Origin of the sequence: Halovibrio salipaludis (assembly GCF_002286965.1) — a bacterium.
Lineage (GTDB): Bacteria > Pseudomonadota > Gammaproteobacteria > Pseudomonadales > Oleiphilaceae > Halospina > Halospina salipaludis.
Map to the genome: position 1 here is coordinate 266,709 of NZ_NSKD01000003.1, position 15,484 is coordinate 282,192.

Sequence of the window (15,484 nt, forward strand, 5' to 3'; positions counted from 1 at the left end):
CGGATGGCCGCGTCCATGCTTGATTTCCACGGCTATGGCCCGGAGCTGCTCCGCGGTGCCATCGTCACCACGGAGCTGGCCTTCGCCTCCCTGGCGCTGGCCCTCGCCATGGGGCTGCTTGGTGCTTCCGCCAAGCTCTCCGGCAGCCGGGCAGCCAGGGGCGCCGCGACCTTCTACACCACGGTGATCCGCGGCATCCCCGACCTGGTGATGATGATGCTGTTCTACTACGGCGGCCAGGTTCTGATGAATCAGCTGTCGGACTACCTCTATTACAACCACGGGATCGACTTCTTCGTTCAGTTCGACCCCTTCATGGCCGGTGTACTGACCATCGGACTGATCTTCGGGGCCTACATGACGGAAACATTCCGGGGTGCCTTTCTTGCCGTGCCGACGGGGCAGATCGAGGCGGGGCGCGCCTATGGCATGAACCGCTTCCAGGTCTTCTTCCGAATCATGTTCCCCCAGATGCTGCGCCATGCCCTGCCGGGCATCGGCAACAACTGGCAGGTACTGCTCAAGACCACGGCTCTGGTCTCGGTCATCGGCCTGTCGGATATGGTCCGCATCGCCGAGCAGGCCAGCAAGGCGGAGCACGCCCCGTTCAAGTTCTTCATTCCGGTTGCCGTTATGTACCTCTCACTGACGGCGATCACCGAACTGGCCATCAAGTGGCTTAACCGGCGCGCCAACGCCGGCGTCGTGGGAGGCATCTGAGCCATGCCCGAATTCCTCGCGGAGCTGCTCAACCAGAACGAGATCTTCAACGCCACCACGGTCATTCACTACTGGGGCGGGCTGGTCACGACGGTTCAGCTGGTGTTCCTGTCGCTGGTCATCGGCCTGTTTCTGGCGGTCCCGCTGGCGATTCTGCGCACGGTCAGGAACCCGTTCGTCTCGGGCCCGGTCTGGCTCTACACCTACATCTTCCGGGGCACGCCGCTGCTCATCCAGCTCTACATCATCTACTACGGGATCGGGCAGATCGAGGGCATCCAGGAAACATTCTGGTGGGATATCTTCCGGGATCCATTCTACCCGGCGCTGCTGGCGTTCACCCTCAACACCGCCGCCTATACCACGGAAATCATCCGCGGCGCCCTGATGGCAACGCCCCAGGGCGAGGTCGAGGCGGCCAAGGCCTATGGCATGTCCTGGGCCCTGCGCATGCGCCGCATTGTCCTGCCCAGCGCCTTCCGCCGGGCGATCCAGGCCTATTCCAACGAGGTCATCTTCATGCTCCACGCCAGCGCCATCGCCAGCGTGGTCACCATTGTGGATCTGACCGGTGCCGCACGGGATATCTACTCACGGTTCTATGCGCCGTTCACCGCGTTCGTTGCGGTCGCCCTGGTCTATATGGCCCTGACGTTCCTGATCGTCTATGGCTTCCGCCGTCTGGAACAGCATCTTCTGAAACACCAGAGGCCCCTCAACCAGTAGCCCTGACTGCAGGCCTATGGGCTGGCGGCGAAGTCCGCCAGTGCCTGCCCTGCCAGGCGGTAGTTCACCCACTCACCCTGTGGTTCCGCCCCAATGGACTCATAGAACCGTCTTGCCGGTTCATTCCAGTCCAGAACCGTCCATTCAAAGCGGCCGCAGCCCCTTGATACGGCGAACCGCGCAAGGTGCTTGAGCAGTGCTTTCCCGGCGCCACTGCCCCTGTACTCAGGAGACACATACAGATCCTCAAGGTACAGACCATGCCGGCCGAGCCATGTCGAGAAATTGAAGAAATAGACCGCAAAGCCGATGGGCCTGCCAGCAATGCTGCAGATCACGGCCTCCGTGGTTGTTTCACTGCGGAACAGGGCGTTTTCGATATCGGCTACCGTTGCCGATACTTCGTGCTCCGCCTTCTCATAAATGGCGAGTTCCCTGACAAACCCCAGGATCAGGGTCGAGTCTTCAATGGTAGCCTGACGGATCTCGATCTCGGACACTTACTTCTCCTGTAACCAACAGAACACTGCCAGCCCCCTGATACAGTAGACAGCTGAGCGCATTATACTAACCACGTTTTCCAGTTCATTAAGATGATCCCATGCTTCTCTATTACCTGGACCTGATCGGCGTTGCCGTGTTCGCTGCCAGTGGCGTACTCGCAACCCGTGACCGTAACCTCGATATTTTCGGGGTGGTCATTGTCGCCACACTGACGGCGATTGGCGGTGGCACACTCCGGGATCTGATCCTCGGGCACCATCCGATCTTCTGGGTGGTCAACGAGTGGTACCTGGTTACGATACTGGCCTCTGTTGCAGCCACGGTTCTGTATCTTGCCAGGCGACCGCCTCCCGGGTTCCTCTTTCTGGTTGCCGATGCCTTTGGACTGGCCATTTTCGCGATGTCCGGGGCAAAGCTGACCATGGAAGCGGGTCATTCACCGCTGATTGTGGTCATCATGGGCGCAATGACAGGCGTCATGGGCGGGATGCTCAGGGATGTGATTACAGCCCGTGTGCCCCTGGTCCTGCAGAAGGAAATCTATGCCACTGCCGCGATCGCAGGGATCGCGGTGTATCTCACACTGCTGGCACTATCCACTCCGGGAACGCTGGCATTTTCCGCCGGTGTGGTGGTTGTGATTGCTCTGCGTCTGGTCGCGATCCGCCGCGGCCTGCATCTGCCCTCCATTCCCAAGGGCCGTTAAACCCCCATTGATCCAGCCTTTACTCATGACATCGGTAATGGAGCTCACGGACCTGTTCTGCCAGTCCGCTGACCGGCCCGTCCACCCGAACCCCGGGGGCAATGTCCTGAACCGGCAGGAGATGCACGGGGAATGCCTCAACACCCAGATCCGAGAGCCACCCTTTCAGCTGCTCCCCGGAACTGGCAAAGACAATCCGCCCAAGGCCGGCCCACGCATGCGCGGCTGAGCACATGGGGCAATGTTCTCCCGAAGTGTACACAGTAGCTTCCGCCCGCTCCTCAGCCGTCATGTTGATGCCCGCCCAGCGAGCCAGATCAAACTCCGGATGCCGCGTGGGATCACCGGTAATGCTCTGGTTTCGGGCCTCTGCCCGCACAGTGCCCCTGCCATCGACCAGGACTGAACCAAAAGGCAGATCCCCCGCCTCGAGCGCTTCCCGGGCCAGTTCAATGCATCGGTTCAGGTGCTGGGTATCACTTTCTTTCAACATGGCATGCCCCTTGGATGGAGACCTCATGGGTCGGAGTGGTATGCAACCGATAGTGCACAACAGAAACGGATATCACCAGTGATCAATTGGCCGGATTCGTAATGATCGCCATTCTCTCAGGCCACGTATTCACCTTTACTCTTGGAGAAGATTCAATGGCCTTGAGATACGTTTCAAAACTTCTACTACTCGGCGTGATTGTTACCTGTGGCTCTGGGTGTTCAATGTTTGTGGATCAGCCCGCCTACAGGGTTGTACAGGGAAAGGGCGACTTTCAGGTCAGAGACTACGACAGCACCATCGTCGCCGAAACCATCGTCGATACTCCGTTTGAAGAGGCCGGAGGCAAAGCATTCGAGCGTCTGTTCGGCTACATATCCGGCGACAACAGGGCCCGCGCCGATATTTCAATGACGGCACCGGTCACGCAGTCCGCGAATCCAGTGCAAATCGATATGACCGCGCCAGTGGAACAGCGGAAAGCGGGCACAGGCTGGGCTGTGTCATTCGTGATGCCAGCTTCCTACACCCTTGAAAGCCTGCCGGAACCCACTAACCCGGAGGTGACACTGAGGGTTGTTCCCGCACGCCGTGTCGCAGTGATCGAGTACTCGGGAACCTGGACGGGAGAACGCTACCGCCGCCACCTTGAAAAACTCCGGGAGTGGATCGCTGAGGAGAATCTGGAGATTGAGGGCGAGCCAGTGTGGGCGCGCTATAATCCGCCATTCACACCCTGGTTCTTACGGCGGAATGAAATCATGATCCCAGTCCACAATGAATAAATAGGCCTGTGCAATCAGGTCTACCCGATAACAATCAGCTGAGGCACAACCATGGCAATTCACAAATATGAATTGGGCGATCATGCGACCCTCAAGGAACTGTCCCAGGCGATGAGCAATGGACTAGCGCCTCTTGTTGAGGTTCAGTCAATGGATGGCATCTATACCGTACGCCTGCATGATGGTGAGAGTAATACGCAGCTCAGCAACGACCAGGGTCGCACTCTGACGTTTCACGGCACAGGCAAGATTCGGGAGTTGCTCGGGAGCATTGGGCTGACCCACGGGGTGCTGACGTGGCGCGACCAGTGTGGGGACGAAATGATTGGCATTGAGGGCCAGGCGCAAAGCCAGGAAGAACTCCTGGCCAATGGCACAAGGATCTCTTTCAGGTAGGCGATGAACCAGCCTGCCATACGGCATCGCCGAGCGCGATTTCGCCCTCTTCCAGCACCCGGGCTGTAATACCACCATGACCACGCATGGCATTGTATCCGCCTGCTCCCAGAAGGGCTTCCATCTTGCTGCATGGGTCACAGGGCCCTGTATATTCAAGAAGCACCTCACCAACGCGGAACCGCTTATCCTTCAGGGCCAGCAGGTTGATGCCCGAGACCACCAGGTTACGCCGCAAAGCTGCTGCCTCCACGCTTTCGTGACCTGCGCACGAAGCGATCACCGGAAGATGTTCCTGTTGGATCAGGGTAACCTGCCTTCGGCTGGTTGCCCGCCCATTATACCGGTCGCCCTCAAGGCCACTGCCCTTGTGAACTCTTACCCGTTCCAGTGACTCCATCGGCGCGCCTCTGGCCGGACGAATGCCGATCCAGCCGACTTCTCCCACCTGAGGCAGGGTATCAAGAAGCGTTGTGAGAGACTCTGACTTTGACACGACAGCTATTCCCTATCCTGTAACAGACCCTGTCAGACACCGATCAGCAGAGGGCATCCTGCTCAGAAACGACTGTTTCAGAACTGACTCAACAGCACCGACCAGTTCCGCGTCTGAGGGCGCAACCCCGGCTGGGGAAGCTGGCCGTCAGCTCCCCTTCCGGATTGAGGACGTACTTGTAGAAGTTCCATTCCGGCCCTTCTCCCTCGGATCGGATCATGCTGAAAAGCGGATTCGCATTGTCTCCGGTTACCGGCATGGGAGCAATCATGGTGAAGCTGACCCCGTAATTCACCCTGCACACGTCAGCCGCCTCTTTCTCAGTATCCGCCTCCTGATTGAAATCATCACTGGCAAAACCCACAACGGCCAGGCCCCGGTCCCGGTAGGTCTGATACAGTTCCTCGAGCTCCCCGAACTGCCCCCTGAAGCCACAATGGCTCGCCGTATTGACGACCAGCATTGGCTGCCCTTCGTAAGCCTCACACAGGTTGATGCTGTCTTTCGAATGAAGCTGTCGGTACGTCTGATCCAGATAGCCGGGGCAACCCCAAGCACTGTTTGCTGCCAGAACCAGTATGGTTGCAACGATTCTTTTCATGACTGCCCCTTTTCTGCCTCTAAAATACTACGTGCAGGGTGTTACTGTCGGATCAGGGGGCGCTGGACCAGAACCGCGCTGATAAGCTGCCACCCCAGCCCCAAACGCTGACCTGACGAAGCCGCGGCCTTGCCTGCTTTTGCCTCAAAAACATCGGCCAAACTTCATTAGCGCCTCTGAAACATCGCAGCCAGGCCCCTTCTTTTCTATACTTTGCGTATCCTTGACCAAGAGCTGATAGATGCCCGAACTCAACCGCATTCTGTACGTCGAAGACGATGACGACATTCGACAGGTTTCCCAGCTGGCACTGGAAGACGTTGGCGGATATGAGGTCATGCTTTGCGAATCCGGCCAACAGGCCCTGGATAGCGTTGCCTCTTTCAATCCGGACCTGATCCTGCTCGACGTCATGATGCCCGACATGGATGGCATCGAAACCTTCCACAGACTGCAGGATCAGGGAGCACTGGATGGGGTTCCGGTGATTCTGATGACTGCCAAGGTCCATCCTGAAGAGATGGCACGATACAGGGAGATGGGCGTAGTCGACGTGATTCCCAAACCCTTCGATCCCATGACTGTCTCCGAGGAGATAGCCCGTATCTGGGAGCGCTACCATGACTGACAGCTCATCCGATAGCCAAGTGAATTCCAAACTGAACAAGCTGAGGTCAGCCTACCGGTCCCGGCTGAACGAGGAGCTGGAGCGGATCAGCGAACAGGCGCAAGAGGCCCATACTCACGACGATCGTGGAGAAGCACTCGCAAAGCTGCGCCACAGGCTGCATAAACTGGCGGGCTCTGCCGGCACTTTCGGGTTTCACCAGCTGGGTAATCATGCACGGTACCTGGAGCAGCAGGTCCAGCGATGGATCAATCAATCGGAACCGGTAAAACCACAGGAGCTGGAGCAACTCAACAAAGAGCTGAGTGATCTTGCCAGGCACCTGGGCTCGGATGAAGCCATGTCCTCCGCCGTGGGCGTCGAAAGCACGGAACAGAGTGCTGACTCAAACTCCCCCGCCATTGCCCTGATCGAACGCGACAGCATCCTGGCGGATTACATCGCCCACCAGCTTGAAAGCTTCGGCTTCCGGGTTCAGAGCTACCAGGATCCCCATGAGCTGCTCAACAACGACCAGGGCGGGATGGACCTTTTATTACTTGACCATCGCGCCGGCGCTTCCGAAGTCGCCGCAACACCGACGGACCACTGGAAGGCTCTGCTCAGAGAGGTGGCATGCCCGGTTATTTTCATGGGCGGACACGAAGACTTCCAGGTGCGCCTGGAAGCGGTACGGGCCGGCGCAGAGGGGTACTTCGTCAAACCCCTGAATATTCCCAATGTAGCCGCGAAAATCACCCGCTCAATTCGTAAACGCCGCCAGGGGGAAGAGCGGGTTCTGATCATCGATGACGATGTAGATCTTCTGGCATACCTTGACACCGTCCTGACCCACGCGGGGATGACCGTGGAAACCCTCCAGGACCCTTCCCACCTGCTTGATAGGACGTCCTCTTTCCAGCCAGAACTGGTACTGCTCGACCTGCATATGCCGGAGGTTTCAGGGGATGAGCTCGCGGCCATGCTCAGACAGTTCGAAAAATGGAACAACCTGCCCATTCTTTACCTGACCCAGGAGCAGGATCAGCAGGAGCGCGCGCACGCGCTGATGCGCGGCGGTGATGACTTCATCAACAAACCGGTAGGCGAAGAATTCCTGATCAAGACCTGCCGCAACAGGGTCAGGCGGCTGCGGGACATGCAACAGGCGATTGCCCTTGACGGTCTTACCGGCCTTTTAAGGCACGCCAATATTAAAGATGCCCTTGAAACCGAACTTCAGGGTGCAGCCCGAAGCGGCAATCCCCTGTCCGTTGTGATGCTCGATATCGACCATTTCAAACATGTGAACGACACCTATGGACATGCTCTGGGCGATGTTGTCATCAGCACGGTTGGAACCTTGCTCACACAGCACTTCCGACGTTCCGACCGCCTTGGACGTTATGGTGGCGAGGAATTCGTTGCCGTATTACCCAACTGTGACGCCAACGCTGCAGAAAGGCTCGTCAACAGGCTCCGTGAAGCGTTCGCGGAAATCAAGTTCGTGGACCGGGAAACCAGCTTCTCCTGCTCCCTTTCCGCTGGTATAGCGGACACACGCAATTTTCCCGGTCTGATGGGAGAACAACTGCTGGAACTGGCTGACGCCGCGCTCTATACGTCCAAGCAGAACGGACGCAACTGCGTCTCCGTCGCACCGGCGCAATAAGGTACCTCATGAAAGCCCCCCGCCAGCCCTGCAACGAGAGCGCCCGCCAGCGGGCCCTGGAGGGGGCCGGCCTACTGCAGTCGCCAGCGGACAGCCGGCTTGACCGCTTAACTGAAGTCGCCCGGTTCAGTCTTTCCGTTCCCATCGCTCTGGTGACCCTTGTCGATAACGAGCGCCAGTGGTTCAAATCCCGCCAAGGACTGAACGTACCGGAAACGAGCCGCGAGATCTCATTCTGCGGCCATGTAATCTACTGGGATACCCCAATGCTCATCCCCGACGCCACTGAAGACGAGCGTTTCGCGGATAATCCACTGGTAACTGGCTCCCCTGGCATCCGCTTCTATGCCGGCGTACCCATTCATGATGAAAGCGGGTACCCCCTGGGTACGCTCTGCGTGATCGATACTCAGCCCCGGACGTTTGATGAATCCCAAATGGAATGCCTGCAGCGCCTGGCAGACCTGGCCGAAGAGAGCATACGCCAGGACCAGCGCCAGGCCCGCTCCCTGGACCAAGCACAACGGCAAAGGGAACTTGAGCTGGCGCGCACCAACCGTGCCCTGGCGCTGCTCAATGACATTGCTTTCGAGCTGCAGGGCAGCCTGGATGAACAGATCCAGCAGGCACTGGCCCTTGGACGGCAGTTCCTGGGACTGGATATCGGCATTGTCAGTGACATAACCGGTGGCTGGTACACGGTCCGCTGGTGTGATGCCACTGACGGAGTGCCACTGGAGCCGGGCCAGCAGTTTCCCCTCGGCGACACCTACTGCGACATGGCTCTATCGCAAAAGCGGGAACTGGCCATCAGCAGCATGAAAGATTCGGACGCCAGCGCTCACCCCTGCTATGAGGCGTTCCAGCTGGAAGCCTATATTGGAACACGCCTTGAAGGGGAAACACAGGATGACGTTTTTGGCACCGTCAACTTCTCATCGCCCCAGCCGAGAGAGCCATTCAATGACAGTGAACGCCTTTTCATTCGGCTTCTGGGCCAGTGGGTCAGCCACCAGCTCATTCACCACAACCGTCAACACGAACTCGAAAAGCTGCTCCAGCAGATTCCAGGCGCAATCTATCAGTTCAGGCTCTGGCCGGATGGCACGATGGCATTCCCCTTCATGTCAAGCGGTGTGGAGGCACTTTATGGTGTGACGCCTGACGAGGCCATGCGGGACGCGCAGAGTCTTTTCTCCCAGACCCATCCCGAGGATCTGCCGACCATTAATGCCTCGATTCAGCGCTCTTTTGAGACGCTTGAGCCATGGAACATTGAGTTCCGCACCCAAAGGGATGATGACTTACCCCGCTGGATGAAGGGGTCCTCCGTACCCGAGAAGCTACCTGATGGAAGTGTGCTCTGGCACGGATTTCTTGGCGACATACACCAGCGGAAACAGGCCGAACTGGCACTTGAATCCAGCGAAGCACGCCTGCGCGGTCTGTTTGAGTTTTCCCCCATCGGCATTGCCCTGAATGACCTTGAAACAGGCCGGTTTCTTGAACTGAACGATGCTCTGCTGGCACCTACAGGCTACACGCGGGAGGAATTTCCCCAGCTGACCCACTGGGAACTCACGCCCATCGAGTACGAACCCCGGGAGCGCAAGGCCCTGGAAACCCTGAGGACCACTGGACGCTATGGTCCGTATGAGAAGGAGTTCATCCGTAAAGATGGCAGCCGGTATCCGGTGCGCCTTCAGGGCATGCAAATCAGGGACGCCAATGGCAAGCCATTGATCTGGTCGCTCATTGAGGATATTACCGAGAGCAAACAGATCGAGAACATGAAAAACCAGTTCATCGCCACTGTCAGCCATGAACTGAGAACCCCTCTGACCGCCATAATGGGATCACTGAAACTGGTCAACTCTGGCACTGCCGGACAATTGCCGGAAAAGGCCGGGAATCTGCTGACCATCGCCCAGCGTAATAGTGAGCGTCTGGCGCAGTTGATCAATGACCTTCTGGATATGGAAAAGCTGGTTTCCGGCAAGCTACGGATCAGTACGCGGATTGAACGCCTCAACCCGATCATCGACGAAGCCCTTGAAGCCAACAGAGAACTGGGAACAGAACGGGGCATTACCCTCGCGTATCAAGCCTGTACGGCCAACTTTGCCGTTGACGTGGACCGCGACCGCCTGATTCAGGCGCTGTCCAACCTGCTTTCCAATGCCATCAAGTTCTCGCCGGACCATAGCAGCGTCGAGATCCGATGTTCATGCGATGATCAACTGATCGCGATCCATGTCCAAGATCGGGGACCGGGCGTGCCACAAGAGTTCGAGTACAACCTGTTTGACCGCTTTGCCCAGGCGGAAGCCTCCAACCGCAAAAAACCGGGGACCGGCCTCGGGCTGGCCATCACCCGCGAGCTGGTGGAACAGATGGGCGGCTCGATCCACTACCAGGCACGTGAGGGTGGGGGCGCAACCTTTACCATTGTGCTACCGATAGCTGAGCCCACTTTCTGAATGATCCGATCCAACGGGTATTTCCTTCTCGCTACCATCTTTCTGTCCGTTGCCTCCTTCGCCGGCAACATGGCAAGCGTCCCGCTTTTCTTCGGGGTGGACCTGATCTTTGGGTCCATCGCCGTTATCCTCGCCGCCATGCTGCTCGGTGTCGTGCCGGCCGTTATCGTGGCGCTTATCGGCAGCGTTTACACGCTCCTGCTCTGGGGTCACCCCTATGCCATGGTGATATTTGCAGCCGAAGCCGTCACTGTTGCTTTACTTTACCGCCACAAAGGGCTCAACCCGGTCATTGCGGACGCAGCTTTCTGGCTTATCGTGGGCGCTCCCCTGGCGTTTGTGTTCTACAGCACCGTAATGGACATGCCCACGGAAGCGGTTAGGACCATCCTTTTCAAGCAGCCCCTCAACGGCATTTTCAACGCCCTTATTGCGTCCCTCCTGATACTGGTTGCTCAACTCACAGGCGCCGGCAGTGGCTTACTGTCACAGAGGGAAGTCAAAACCCAGGAAATCCTCTTCCATGCCCTGTTCTCACTGGTGCTCATTGCAGGAGCCGCCCCGATTGTCTACGAAGCCCATGCCCAGCTGTGGGGAGAACAGGAGCGCCTCTCAAAACAGTTGAGCGAAGACAACCGGAGACTCGCCGCTCACCTTGATGACCGGCAACTGGGGTACCACCGCTTTTGGACCACCAAAAACCGGGATACACTCGCTCAAGCCTTGCTGACTGGAGAGAGAGAAGCGCTTCTTCGGACGGGGACCCTGAAATCCCTTTCTGGACAAGGAGAGTTCCGTAGCATTGATGGCCATTTCGGCGTGTGGCTGCCACCGGGTGAGATGTCCCAGACGCAACGCTGGCGTGAGGGGCGCTATGTTTACCGTACGCCGGTCGATAACAGCAGCGACATTACGGCCATTATTTCCGAGGTCCCGGCGGCTCCTGTGATCGATGCCGTCCAGCAGAAGTACATAACGCTGTTCACGGTTCTGACCCTGATACTCTTGCTGGGTATGATTGCCACGAGTGCTCTGAGTCGCTGGCTGACCACCCCCATCCGGGCCCTCACCAGGGCCAGCGAAACGCTGGATGATCGGATAGCCGACCAGGAAACCATCGAACTCCCAGGCAGCAACATTATTGAATTCAACCACCTGAGCGAAACGCTGGCAGCCATGTCAAAAAGGCTCAGCGATAGCGTTGCACAGCTTCGCCAATCCCGAGCAGCCATACAGATACAGGTGGAAGAACGCACCCTTGAGCTGGATGAAACCGCGCGCCTGTTGCGCAGTGTGCTTGAGGCGGCCACGGAATTCGGCATCATTGCCACCGACCTGCAGGGCCGGATCATCCTGTTCAACAGTGGCGCTGAAAAACTACTCGGCTACAGCGTTGACGATCTCGATGAGGACGATACGCCGGCACTGTTCCACGCCCCCGAGGATATCCCTGACCCTGATCCGGCCCACGCCTCGGCTCATAATCAGGATGTGTTCCAGAGGATTGTAGCCCGCGCCACGGAACACGGTCTTGACGCACGCGAATGGACCTTCATCCGTAAAGATGGCGAGCGCATTCCCGTCTGGCTGACCATAACGCCGACGCGCTCGGAATCCGGCCAGCTCACCGGCTACCTCGGTATCGCTGAGGACATTACGGAACGCAAACGCCTGGACCGCATGAAGAACGAATTCATCTCGACCGTCAGTCATGAACTGAGGACCCCGCTCACGTCCATAGCCGGCGCACTGGGGCTTATGACCCAGGGCGCTACCGGTGACCTCCCGGCAAAAGCCCAGAAGATGGCCGACGTGGCGCACCGTAACACCGATCAACTGAGCGCTCTGGTCAATGACCTTCTCGATATGGAGAAGCTTGTATCAGGCAAAATCAGAATGAACCTGAGACGGGAGGATATCCGGGGTATCACGCGGGAAACCCTGGACAACCACACCGCCTTTGCGGATCAGAGAAGCGTCACGCTGGCGGTGGATGAGCCGGAGACCCCCCTTTATGCCAGCGTCGACCCTCAGCGCCTGAACCAGGCGCTGTCGAACCTGCTCTCCAATGCCATCAAGTTTTCACCGGCTGGATCACGCGTCTGGATTGACTTCACCTCGGACAGCGCGGGGATCGCACTCCGGGTACACGACAAGGGACCGGGCATTCCGGAACACTTCCGGGACAGGCTCTTCCAGCGATTCAGCCAGGCCAACACATCCGACAACCGCCAACAACCAGGGACCGGTCTCGGTCTCGCCATCACCAGGGAACTGATGACACAGATGGGTGGGGATGCAGGTTTTGAATCGGTCGAAGGAAATGGATCCACATTCTGGCTATGGTTGCCCAAACAATGAACTCTCTGCGTAATCGCGTCATCGCCATTGTTACCCTGACCAGCCTGCTCACAGTTCTTGCCATCACCATCACTGCCTACCAATCGCTGGGGGAAGATCAACGCAAGCTGATCGTTCAGAAGGAAAAGCTCAAAACCGAGCGCCTGACGGAAAAGGTCAGCCAGAACATCCGGCAGCGAGTCATGGTCCTGTCGGTGGCCCGACCGCTGCTTACCCGTAACGGGCAGCTTCTTGAGCCAGAGGCACTCGAAAGCGTGATCAGAGAGCAGGACTACCTGAACCGTGCGTTTCCCGGCGGCATCCTGGTCTTTGACGCTCAGGATACCGCCATCGCCGAAAACACGTATGTGAGCGGTCGAATCGGTACCAATTACGCCGATCGCGATCACTTCAAGCGTCTGCACAGTACTGGCGACCCCGTGATCTCCGAGCCCATCATGGGCAGGACCACGGAAGTTCCGCTGCTCTCATTCCTGGTGCCCATCCATCACGAAGGCAGGATGATTGGCAGTATCGGAGGCATCATCAAGCTCGGAGACGAATCCATTCTGCCGCCGCGGGCCGGGCGCGACGACTCACCAGACAGCACGCTTTCGCTGATTCTTGACAGACAACACCGGCTCTTTATCGAGTCACCGGATTCAAAGCCCGGTAATGAACTCCAACCCCTGCCTCCCGCCGGAGAGGATTCCCTGGTCGACGCGATCCTGGAAAAAGGGAGTCAAACCAGGGTGATTGATTACCAGGGAGAGCAATACCTGCTCGCCACAGACTCCGTTGACAGGCTCAACTGGGTATTCGCCCGCGCTGCTCCTTACGATCAGGCTATGGCGCCACTCATCGCATCGCTGAACCACTTCCTGTTCATCAGCGCTGGCGTCACCCTGTTGCTGCTGGTGATTGCATGGCTTGCGGCACGTTCGCTGACACGCCCTCTCACCAGAGCAACCCGCACCATTAACGCCATGGCTGAGGCGCCAGAAAGCAGCAAGGCTCTCCCCGAAAAGGGGCCCAGGGAAATCCGTGAACTGTCCATCGCTTTCAACCGTCTCTCACACGAGCGACACCAGCTCGATGAACTCAAGAACGACTTCATATCCAGCGTCAGCCACGAACTGCGCACCCCTCTCACCTCCATTGAAGGCAGCCTGAAGATGATGGTTGCCGGCGTCAGCGGGGAACTTCCTGACAAAGCCCTCTCCATGGCCCGTATCGCGTTGCGCAACAGTGAACAGCTGAACGGCCTGATCCGGGACCTGCTTGACTTCAACAAACTGCTCGCGGGTAAGCGGGAATTCCGGATTGAGAGCTGCTCTGTTGACGAAAGCGTCCACAATGCGATCGAGGGCAACCAGAGCATGGCCAGGATGTACCAGGTACACCTGGTACCCAATGCCCCCACTGGATTGTACGTGAATGCGGACCCCCAGGCCCTGCGTCAGGTTCTCGACAACCTCATCAGCAATGCCATCAAGCATTCACCAAAAGGTGGCGAGGTCAAAGTCGATGCGCGCAAAGAAGCCCCGGAAAAAGCCTGCATCACCGTACGCGACCAGGGCAACGGAGTTCCCGATTGGTTCCGGAACCGTATCTTCGAGCGCTTCGCCCAGGCCGATGGGGGCACCACCCGCGCCACTTCCGGCACCGGTCTCGGCCTGGCAATCAGCCAGGAGCTCATCCAGGGTATGGATGGGGATATCGGGTTCTACAATGAGCAGGGGGCACACTTCTGGATCACCCTGCCTCTATCCAGCCTGATCGGCAGCCAGTAGCGCATCCTTATCAATACCCAGCCGACCAAGAAGCTTGTCCAGCTCGGGCTGATCCTGCTGCCCCGTTCCCAGCAGCAGCGCGGACCTCATAACGAGGCGGTCCGCCGGCTGATGGCCGCCACTCAGAACGTGGGTCGCCCCGATCATGTCCCTGAGCTCAAGCGGCAGGCGCCAGTCCGCCTTCAATCGATTGCCGAGCGCGGGACTCCACTCACTCAGCACGCTCTCCAGATGCTCGTCCACAAGCTCGCCGCCGGCATCCAGAAAGCGCTGACACACGCTCAGCACAGCAAACTCCCCCAGGCAATACAATTGCCCGGCCGTGAAACAGAGGGCGGTTTTGCCTCGGACTGTCCGGGCCAAGCGGCTTGCCCAGGCACCAACATCCGCGCTTCTTTGCAGGAGTTCGTCCGCACGCGCCAGCAACCGCGAATCGCGTAAGGCACCGCGGACGTCCAGCGCCAATGCAGACGCATGCCCAAGACTGATCTGGACCCCCAGAACCGCGAGGGCCTCCCTGAGCGTGCTGCACGCCTGCCCCGAACGCCGCAGACTGGCGGAGTTGGCAGCGTTCAGCAGCACCGCCACCAATTGGGGGTGCCCGCCCCAACGCACGGCCAGGTCATTGATGGACAACGACTCCGACTTGTTCAGCAGTTCCGAGAGCTCTACCGGATCCATTCCACCCGGGAGGCGTACACCATGCTCCCAAGCCTCATTGAACATAACCTCAAGGTCAGGGCCGCTTTCGGAGGCGAAAGCACTGTCTTCCGGAGGCGGCAGGATGGACTCAAGTCGATCCTTAAGGGCCTCAATATCAAACGGCTTCGCGATAAAGCCCTGAATCCCCAGTCTGGCGGCCTTTGACACGCTTTCGCGGTCCGAACGTCCGGTCAGCATGATCACTGGGGTATCCCTATCGGTTTTCCGGATGGTACGGATCAGCTGTGTGCCATACCCATCCGGCAGATTCCAGTCCACAATCGCCAGAGCAGGCTGATGGGAGTGCCAGTATATCTCAGCCTGTTCCAGATACCCGGCCATCAGAATCCTCGCCCGCGGATAGGTGGCTTCCAGCAGCGTATGAATCAGCTCCTGTATCCAGACATCATCCTCCAACACCAGGATCGACCAGGGATCTGCCATATATTCGCCTCTTGTCTGA

Annotated in this window: 15 protein-coding genes; 10 read left to right on the forward strand and 5 right to left on the reverse strand. The window is 58.2% G+C overall.

The window, feature by feature from the left end:
- The first annotated feature begins 15 nt into the window (after positions 1-15).
- Both CK501_RS08920 and CK501_RS08925 read left to right on the forward strand, forming a co-directional pair.
- Positions 16-720, forward strand: coding sequence for an ABC transporter permease (locus CK501_RS08920; protein WP_077530928.1), 705 nt, complete (start codon positions 16-18; stop codon positions 718-720).
- A 3-nt stretch (positions 721-723) separates the two neighbouring features.
- A complete protein-coding gene (locus CK501_RS08925) occupies positions 724-1,446 on the forward strand; it encodes an ABC transporter permease (RefSeq protein WP_095617383.1) in 723 nt (240 codons plus the stop codon).
- A gap of 14 nt (positions 1,447-1,460) precedes the next feature.
- Here the strand turns inward: CK501_RS08925 and CK501_RS08930 are convergent, their stop codons facing one another.
- Complete coding sequence (locus tag CK501_RS08930) at positions 1,461-1,946, reverse strand: GNAT family N-acetyltransferase (RefSeq protein ID WP_095617384.1); 486 nt, start codon at positions 1,944-1,946, stop codon at positions 1,461-1,463.
- 101 nt (positions 1,947-2,047) lie between these two features.
- Between CK501_RS08930 and CK501_RS08935 the strand changes: the two genes are divergently transcribed.
- On the forward strand, positions 2,048-2,656 hold the full coding sequence (locus CK501_RS08935; RefSeq protein ID WP_095617385.1) for a trimeric intracellular cation channel family protein: 609 nt from the start codon (positions 2,048-2,050) through the stop codon (positions 2,654-2,656).
- Positions 2,657-2,675: 19 nt separating this feature from the next.
- On the opposite strand, the gene CK501_RS08940 is transcribed toward CK501_RS08935, so the two are convergent.
- Complete coding sequence (locus CK501_RS08940; RefSeq protein ID WP_095617386.1) at positions 2,676-3,149, reverse strand: nucleoside deaminase; 474 nt, start codon at positions 3,147-3,149, stop codon at positions 2,676-2,678.
- 101 nt (positions 3,150-3,250) lie between these two features.
- Here CK501_RS08940 and CK501_RS08945 point away from each other — a divergent pair, with 101 nt between their 5' ends.
- Both CK501_RS08945 and CK501_RS08950 read left to right on the forward strand, forming a co-directional pair.
- On the forward strand, positions 3,251-3,934 hold the full coding sequence (locus CK501_RS08945) for an SOUL family heme-binding protein (protein WP_198949451.1): 684 nt from the start codon (positions 3,251-3,253) through the stop codon (positions 3,932-3,934).
- Positions 3,935-3,985: 51 nt separating this feature from the next.
- Positions 3,986-4,330 (forward strand): DUF6482 family protein, encoded by a 345-nt coding sequence (locus CK501_RS08950; protein WP_095617388.1) that lies wholly within the window; start codon positions 3,986-3,988, stop codon positions 4,328-4,330.
- Here the strand turns inward: CK501_RS08950 and CK501_RS08955 are convergent.
- Together CK501_RS08955 and CK501_RS08960 are read right to left on the reverse strand one after the other, a co-directional pair.
- Positions 4,323-4,826 carry an MOSC domain-containing protein gene (locus CK501_RS08955; RefSeq protein ID WP_233128877.1) on the reverse strand — a complete coding sequence of 168 codons (504 nt, stop codon included), beginning with the start codon at positions 4,824-4,826 and terminating at the stop codon, positions 4,323-4,325. The genes CK501_RS08950 and CK501_RS08955 overlap by 8 nt on opposite strands.
- 88 nt (positions 4,827-4,914) lie before the next feature.
- Positions 4,915-5,427, reverse strand: a complete 513-nt coding sequence (locus CK501_RS08960) for a glutathione peroxidase (RefSeq protein ID WP_198949452.1) — start codon at positions 5,425-5,427, stop codon at positions 4,915-4,917.
- A gap of 241 nt (positions 5,428-5,668) precedes the next feature.
- Here CK501_RS08960 and CK501_RS08965 point away from each other — a divergent pair, with 241 nt between their 5' ends.
- From CK501_RS08965 to CK501_RS08985, 5 genes are read left to right on the forward strand one after another with little or no spacing between them, the layout of a single operon-like run.
- Positions 5,669-6,055: a response regulator gene (locus CK501_RS08965; RefSeq protein WP_095617390.1), complete on the forward strand. Its 387-nt coding sequence runs from the start codon at positions 5,669-5,671 to the stop codon at positions 6,053-6,055.
- On the forward strand, positions 6,048-7,706 hold the full coding sequence (locus CK501_RS08970; protein WP_095617391.1) for a diguanylate cyclase: 1,659 nt from the start codon (positions 6,048-6,050) through the stop codon (positions 7,704-7,706). Before CK501_RS08965 ends, CK501_RS08970 begins: the two co-directional genes overlap by 8 nt.
- A gap of 8 nt (positions 7,707-7,714) precedes the next feature.
- Entirely contained in the window at positions 7,715-10,186 is a 2,472-nt protein-coding gene (locus CK501_RS08975) for a GAF domain-containing protein (protein ID WP_198949453.1), read from the forward strand.
- Complete coding sequence (locus CK501_RS08980) at positions 10,187-12,547, forward strand: ATP-binding protein (protein WP_095617392.1); 2,361 nt, start codon at positions 10,187-10,189, stop codon at positions 12,545-12,547. It begins immediately after the preceding gene.
- On the forward strand, positions 12,544-14,319 hold the full coding sequence (locus CK501_RS08985; protein ID WP_158223082.1) for a sensor histidine kinase: 1,776 nt from the start codon (positions 12,544-12,546) through the stop codon (positions 14,317-14,319). The genes CK501_RS08980 and CK501_RS08985 overlap by 4 nt, the downstream gene beginning before the upstream one ends.
- Here CK501_RS08985 and CK501_RS08990 read toward each other — a convergent pair.
- Positions 14,293-15,465 carry a response regulator gene (locus CK501_RS08990; protein ID WP_095617394.1) on the reverse strand — a complete coding sequence of 391 codons (1,173 nt, stop codon included), beginning with the start codon at positions 15,463-15,465 and terminating at the stop codon, positions 14,293-14,295. The two genes, CK501_RS08985 and CK501_RS08990, sit on opposite strands and share 27 nt — an antisense overlap.
- Between the last annotated feature and the right edge of the window lie 19 nt (positions 15,466-15,484).

Bases quoted from the DNA above. Each gene is read 5' to 3' on its own strand.
- CK501_RS08965 (WP_095617390.1), top strand. From the start codon at position 5,669: ATGCCCGAACTCAACCGCATTCTGTACGTCGAAGACGATGACGACATT.
- CK501_RS08990 (WP_095617394.1), bottom strand. From the start codon at position 15,465: ATGGCAGATCCCTGGTCGATCCTGGTGTTGGAGGATGATGTCTGGATA.
- CK501_RS08950 (WP_095617388.1), top strand. From the start codon at position 3,986: ATGGCAATTCACAAATATGAATTGGGCGATCATGCGACCCTCAAGGAA.
- CK501_RS08975 (WP_198949453.1), top strand. From the start codon at position 7,715: ATGAAAGCCCCCCGCCAGCCCTGCAACGAGAGCGCCCGCCAGCGGGCC.
- CK501_RS08925 (WP_095617383.1), top strand. From the start codon at position 724: ATGCCCGAATTCCTCGCGGAGCTGCTCAACCAGAACGAGATCTTCAAC.
- CK501_RS08960 (WP_198949452.1), bottom strand. From the start codon at position 5,427: ATGAAAAGAATCGTTGCAACCATACTGGTTCTGGCAGCAAACAGTGCT.
- CK501_RS08935 (WP_095617385.1), top strand. From the start codon at position 2,048: ATGCTTCTCTATTACCTGGACCTGATCGGCGTTGCCGTGTTCGCTGCC.
- CK501_RS08920 (WP_077530928.1), top strand. From the start codon at position 16: ATGCTTGATTTCCACGGCTATGGCCCGGAGCTGCTCCGCGGTGCCATC.
- CK501_RS08940 (WP_095617386.1), bottom strand. From the start codon at position 3,149: ATGTTGAAAGAAAGTGATACCCAGCACCTGAACCGATGCATTGAACTG.
- CK501_RS08980 (WP_095617392.1), top strand. From the start codon at position 10,187: ATGATCCGATCCAACGGGTATTTCCTTCTCGCTACCATCTTTCTGTCC.
- CK501_RS08945 (WP_198949451.1), top strand. From the start codon at position 3,251: ATGATCGCCATTCTCTCAGGCCACGTATTCACCTTTACTCTTGGAGAA.
- CK501_RS08970 (WP_095617391.1), top strand. From the start codon at position 6,048: ATGACTGACAGCTCATCCGATAGCCAAGTGAATTCCAAACTGAACAAG.
- CK501_RS08985 (WP_158223082.1), top strand. From the start codon at position 12,544: ATGAACTCTCTGCGTAATCGCGTCATCGCCATTGTTACCCTGACCAGC.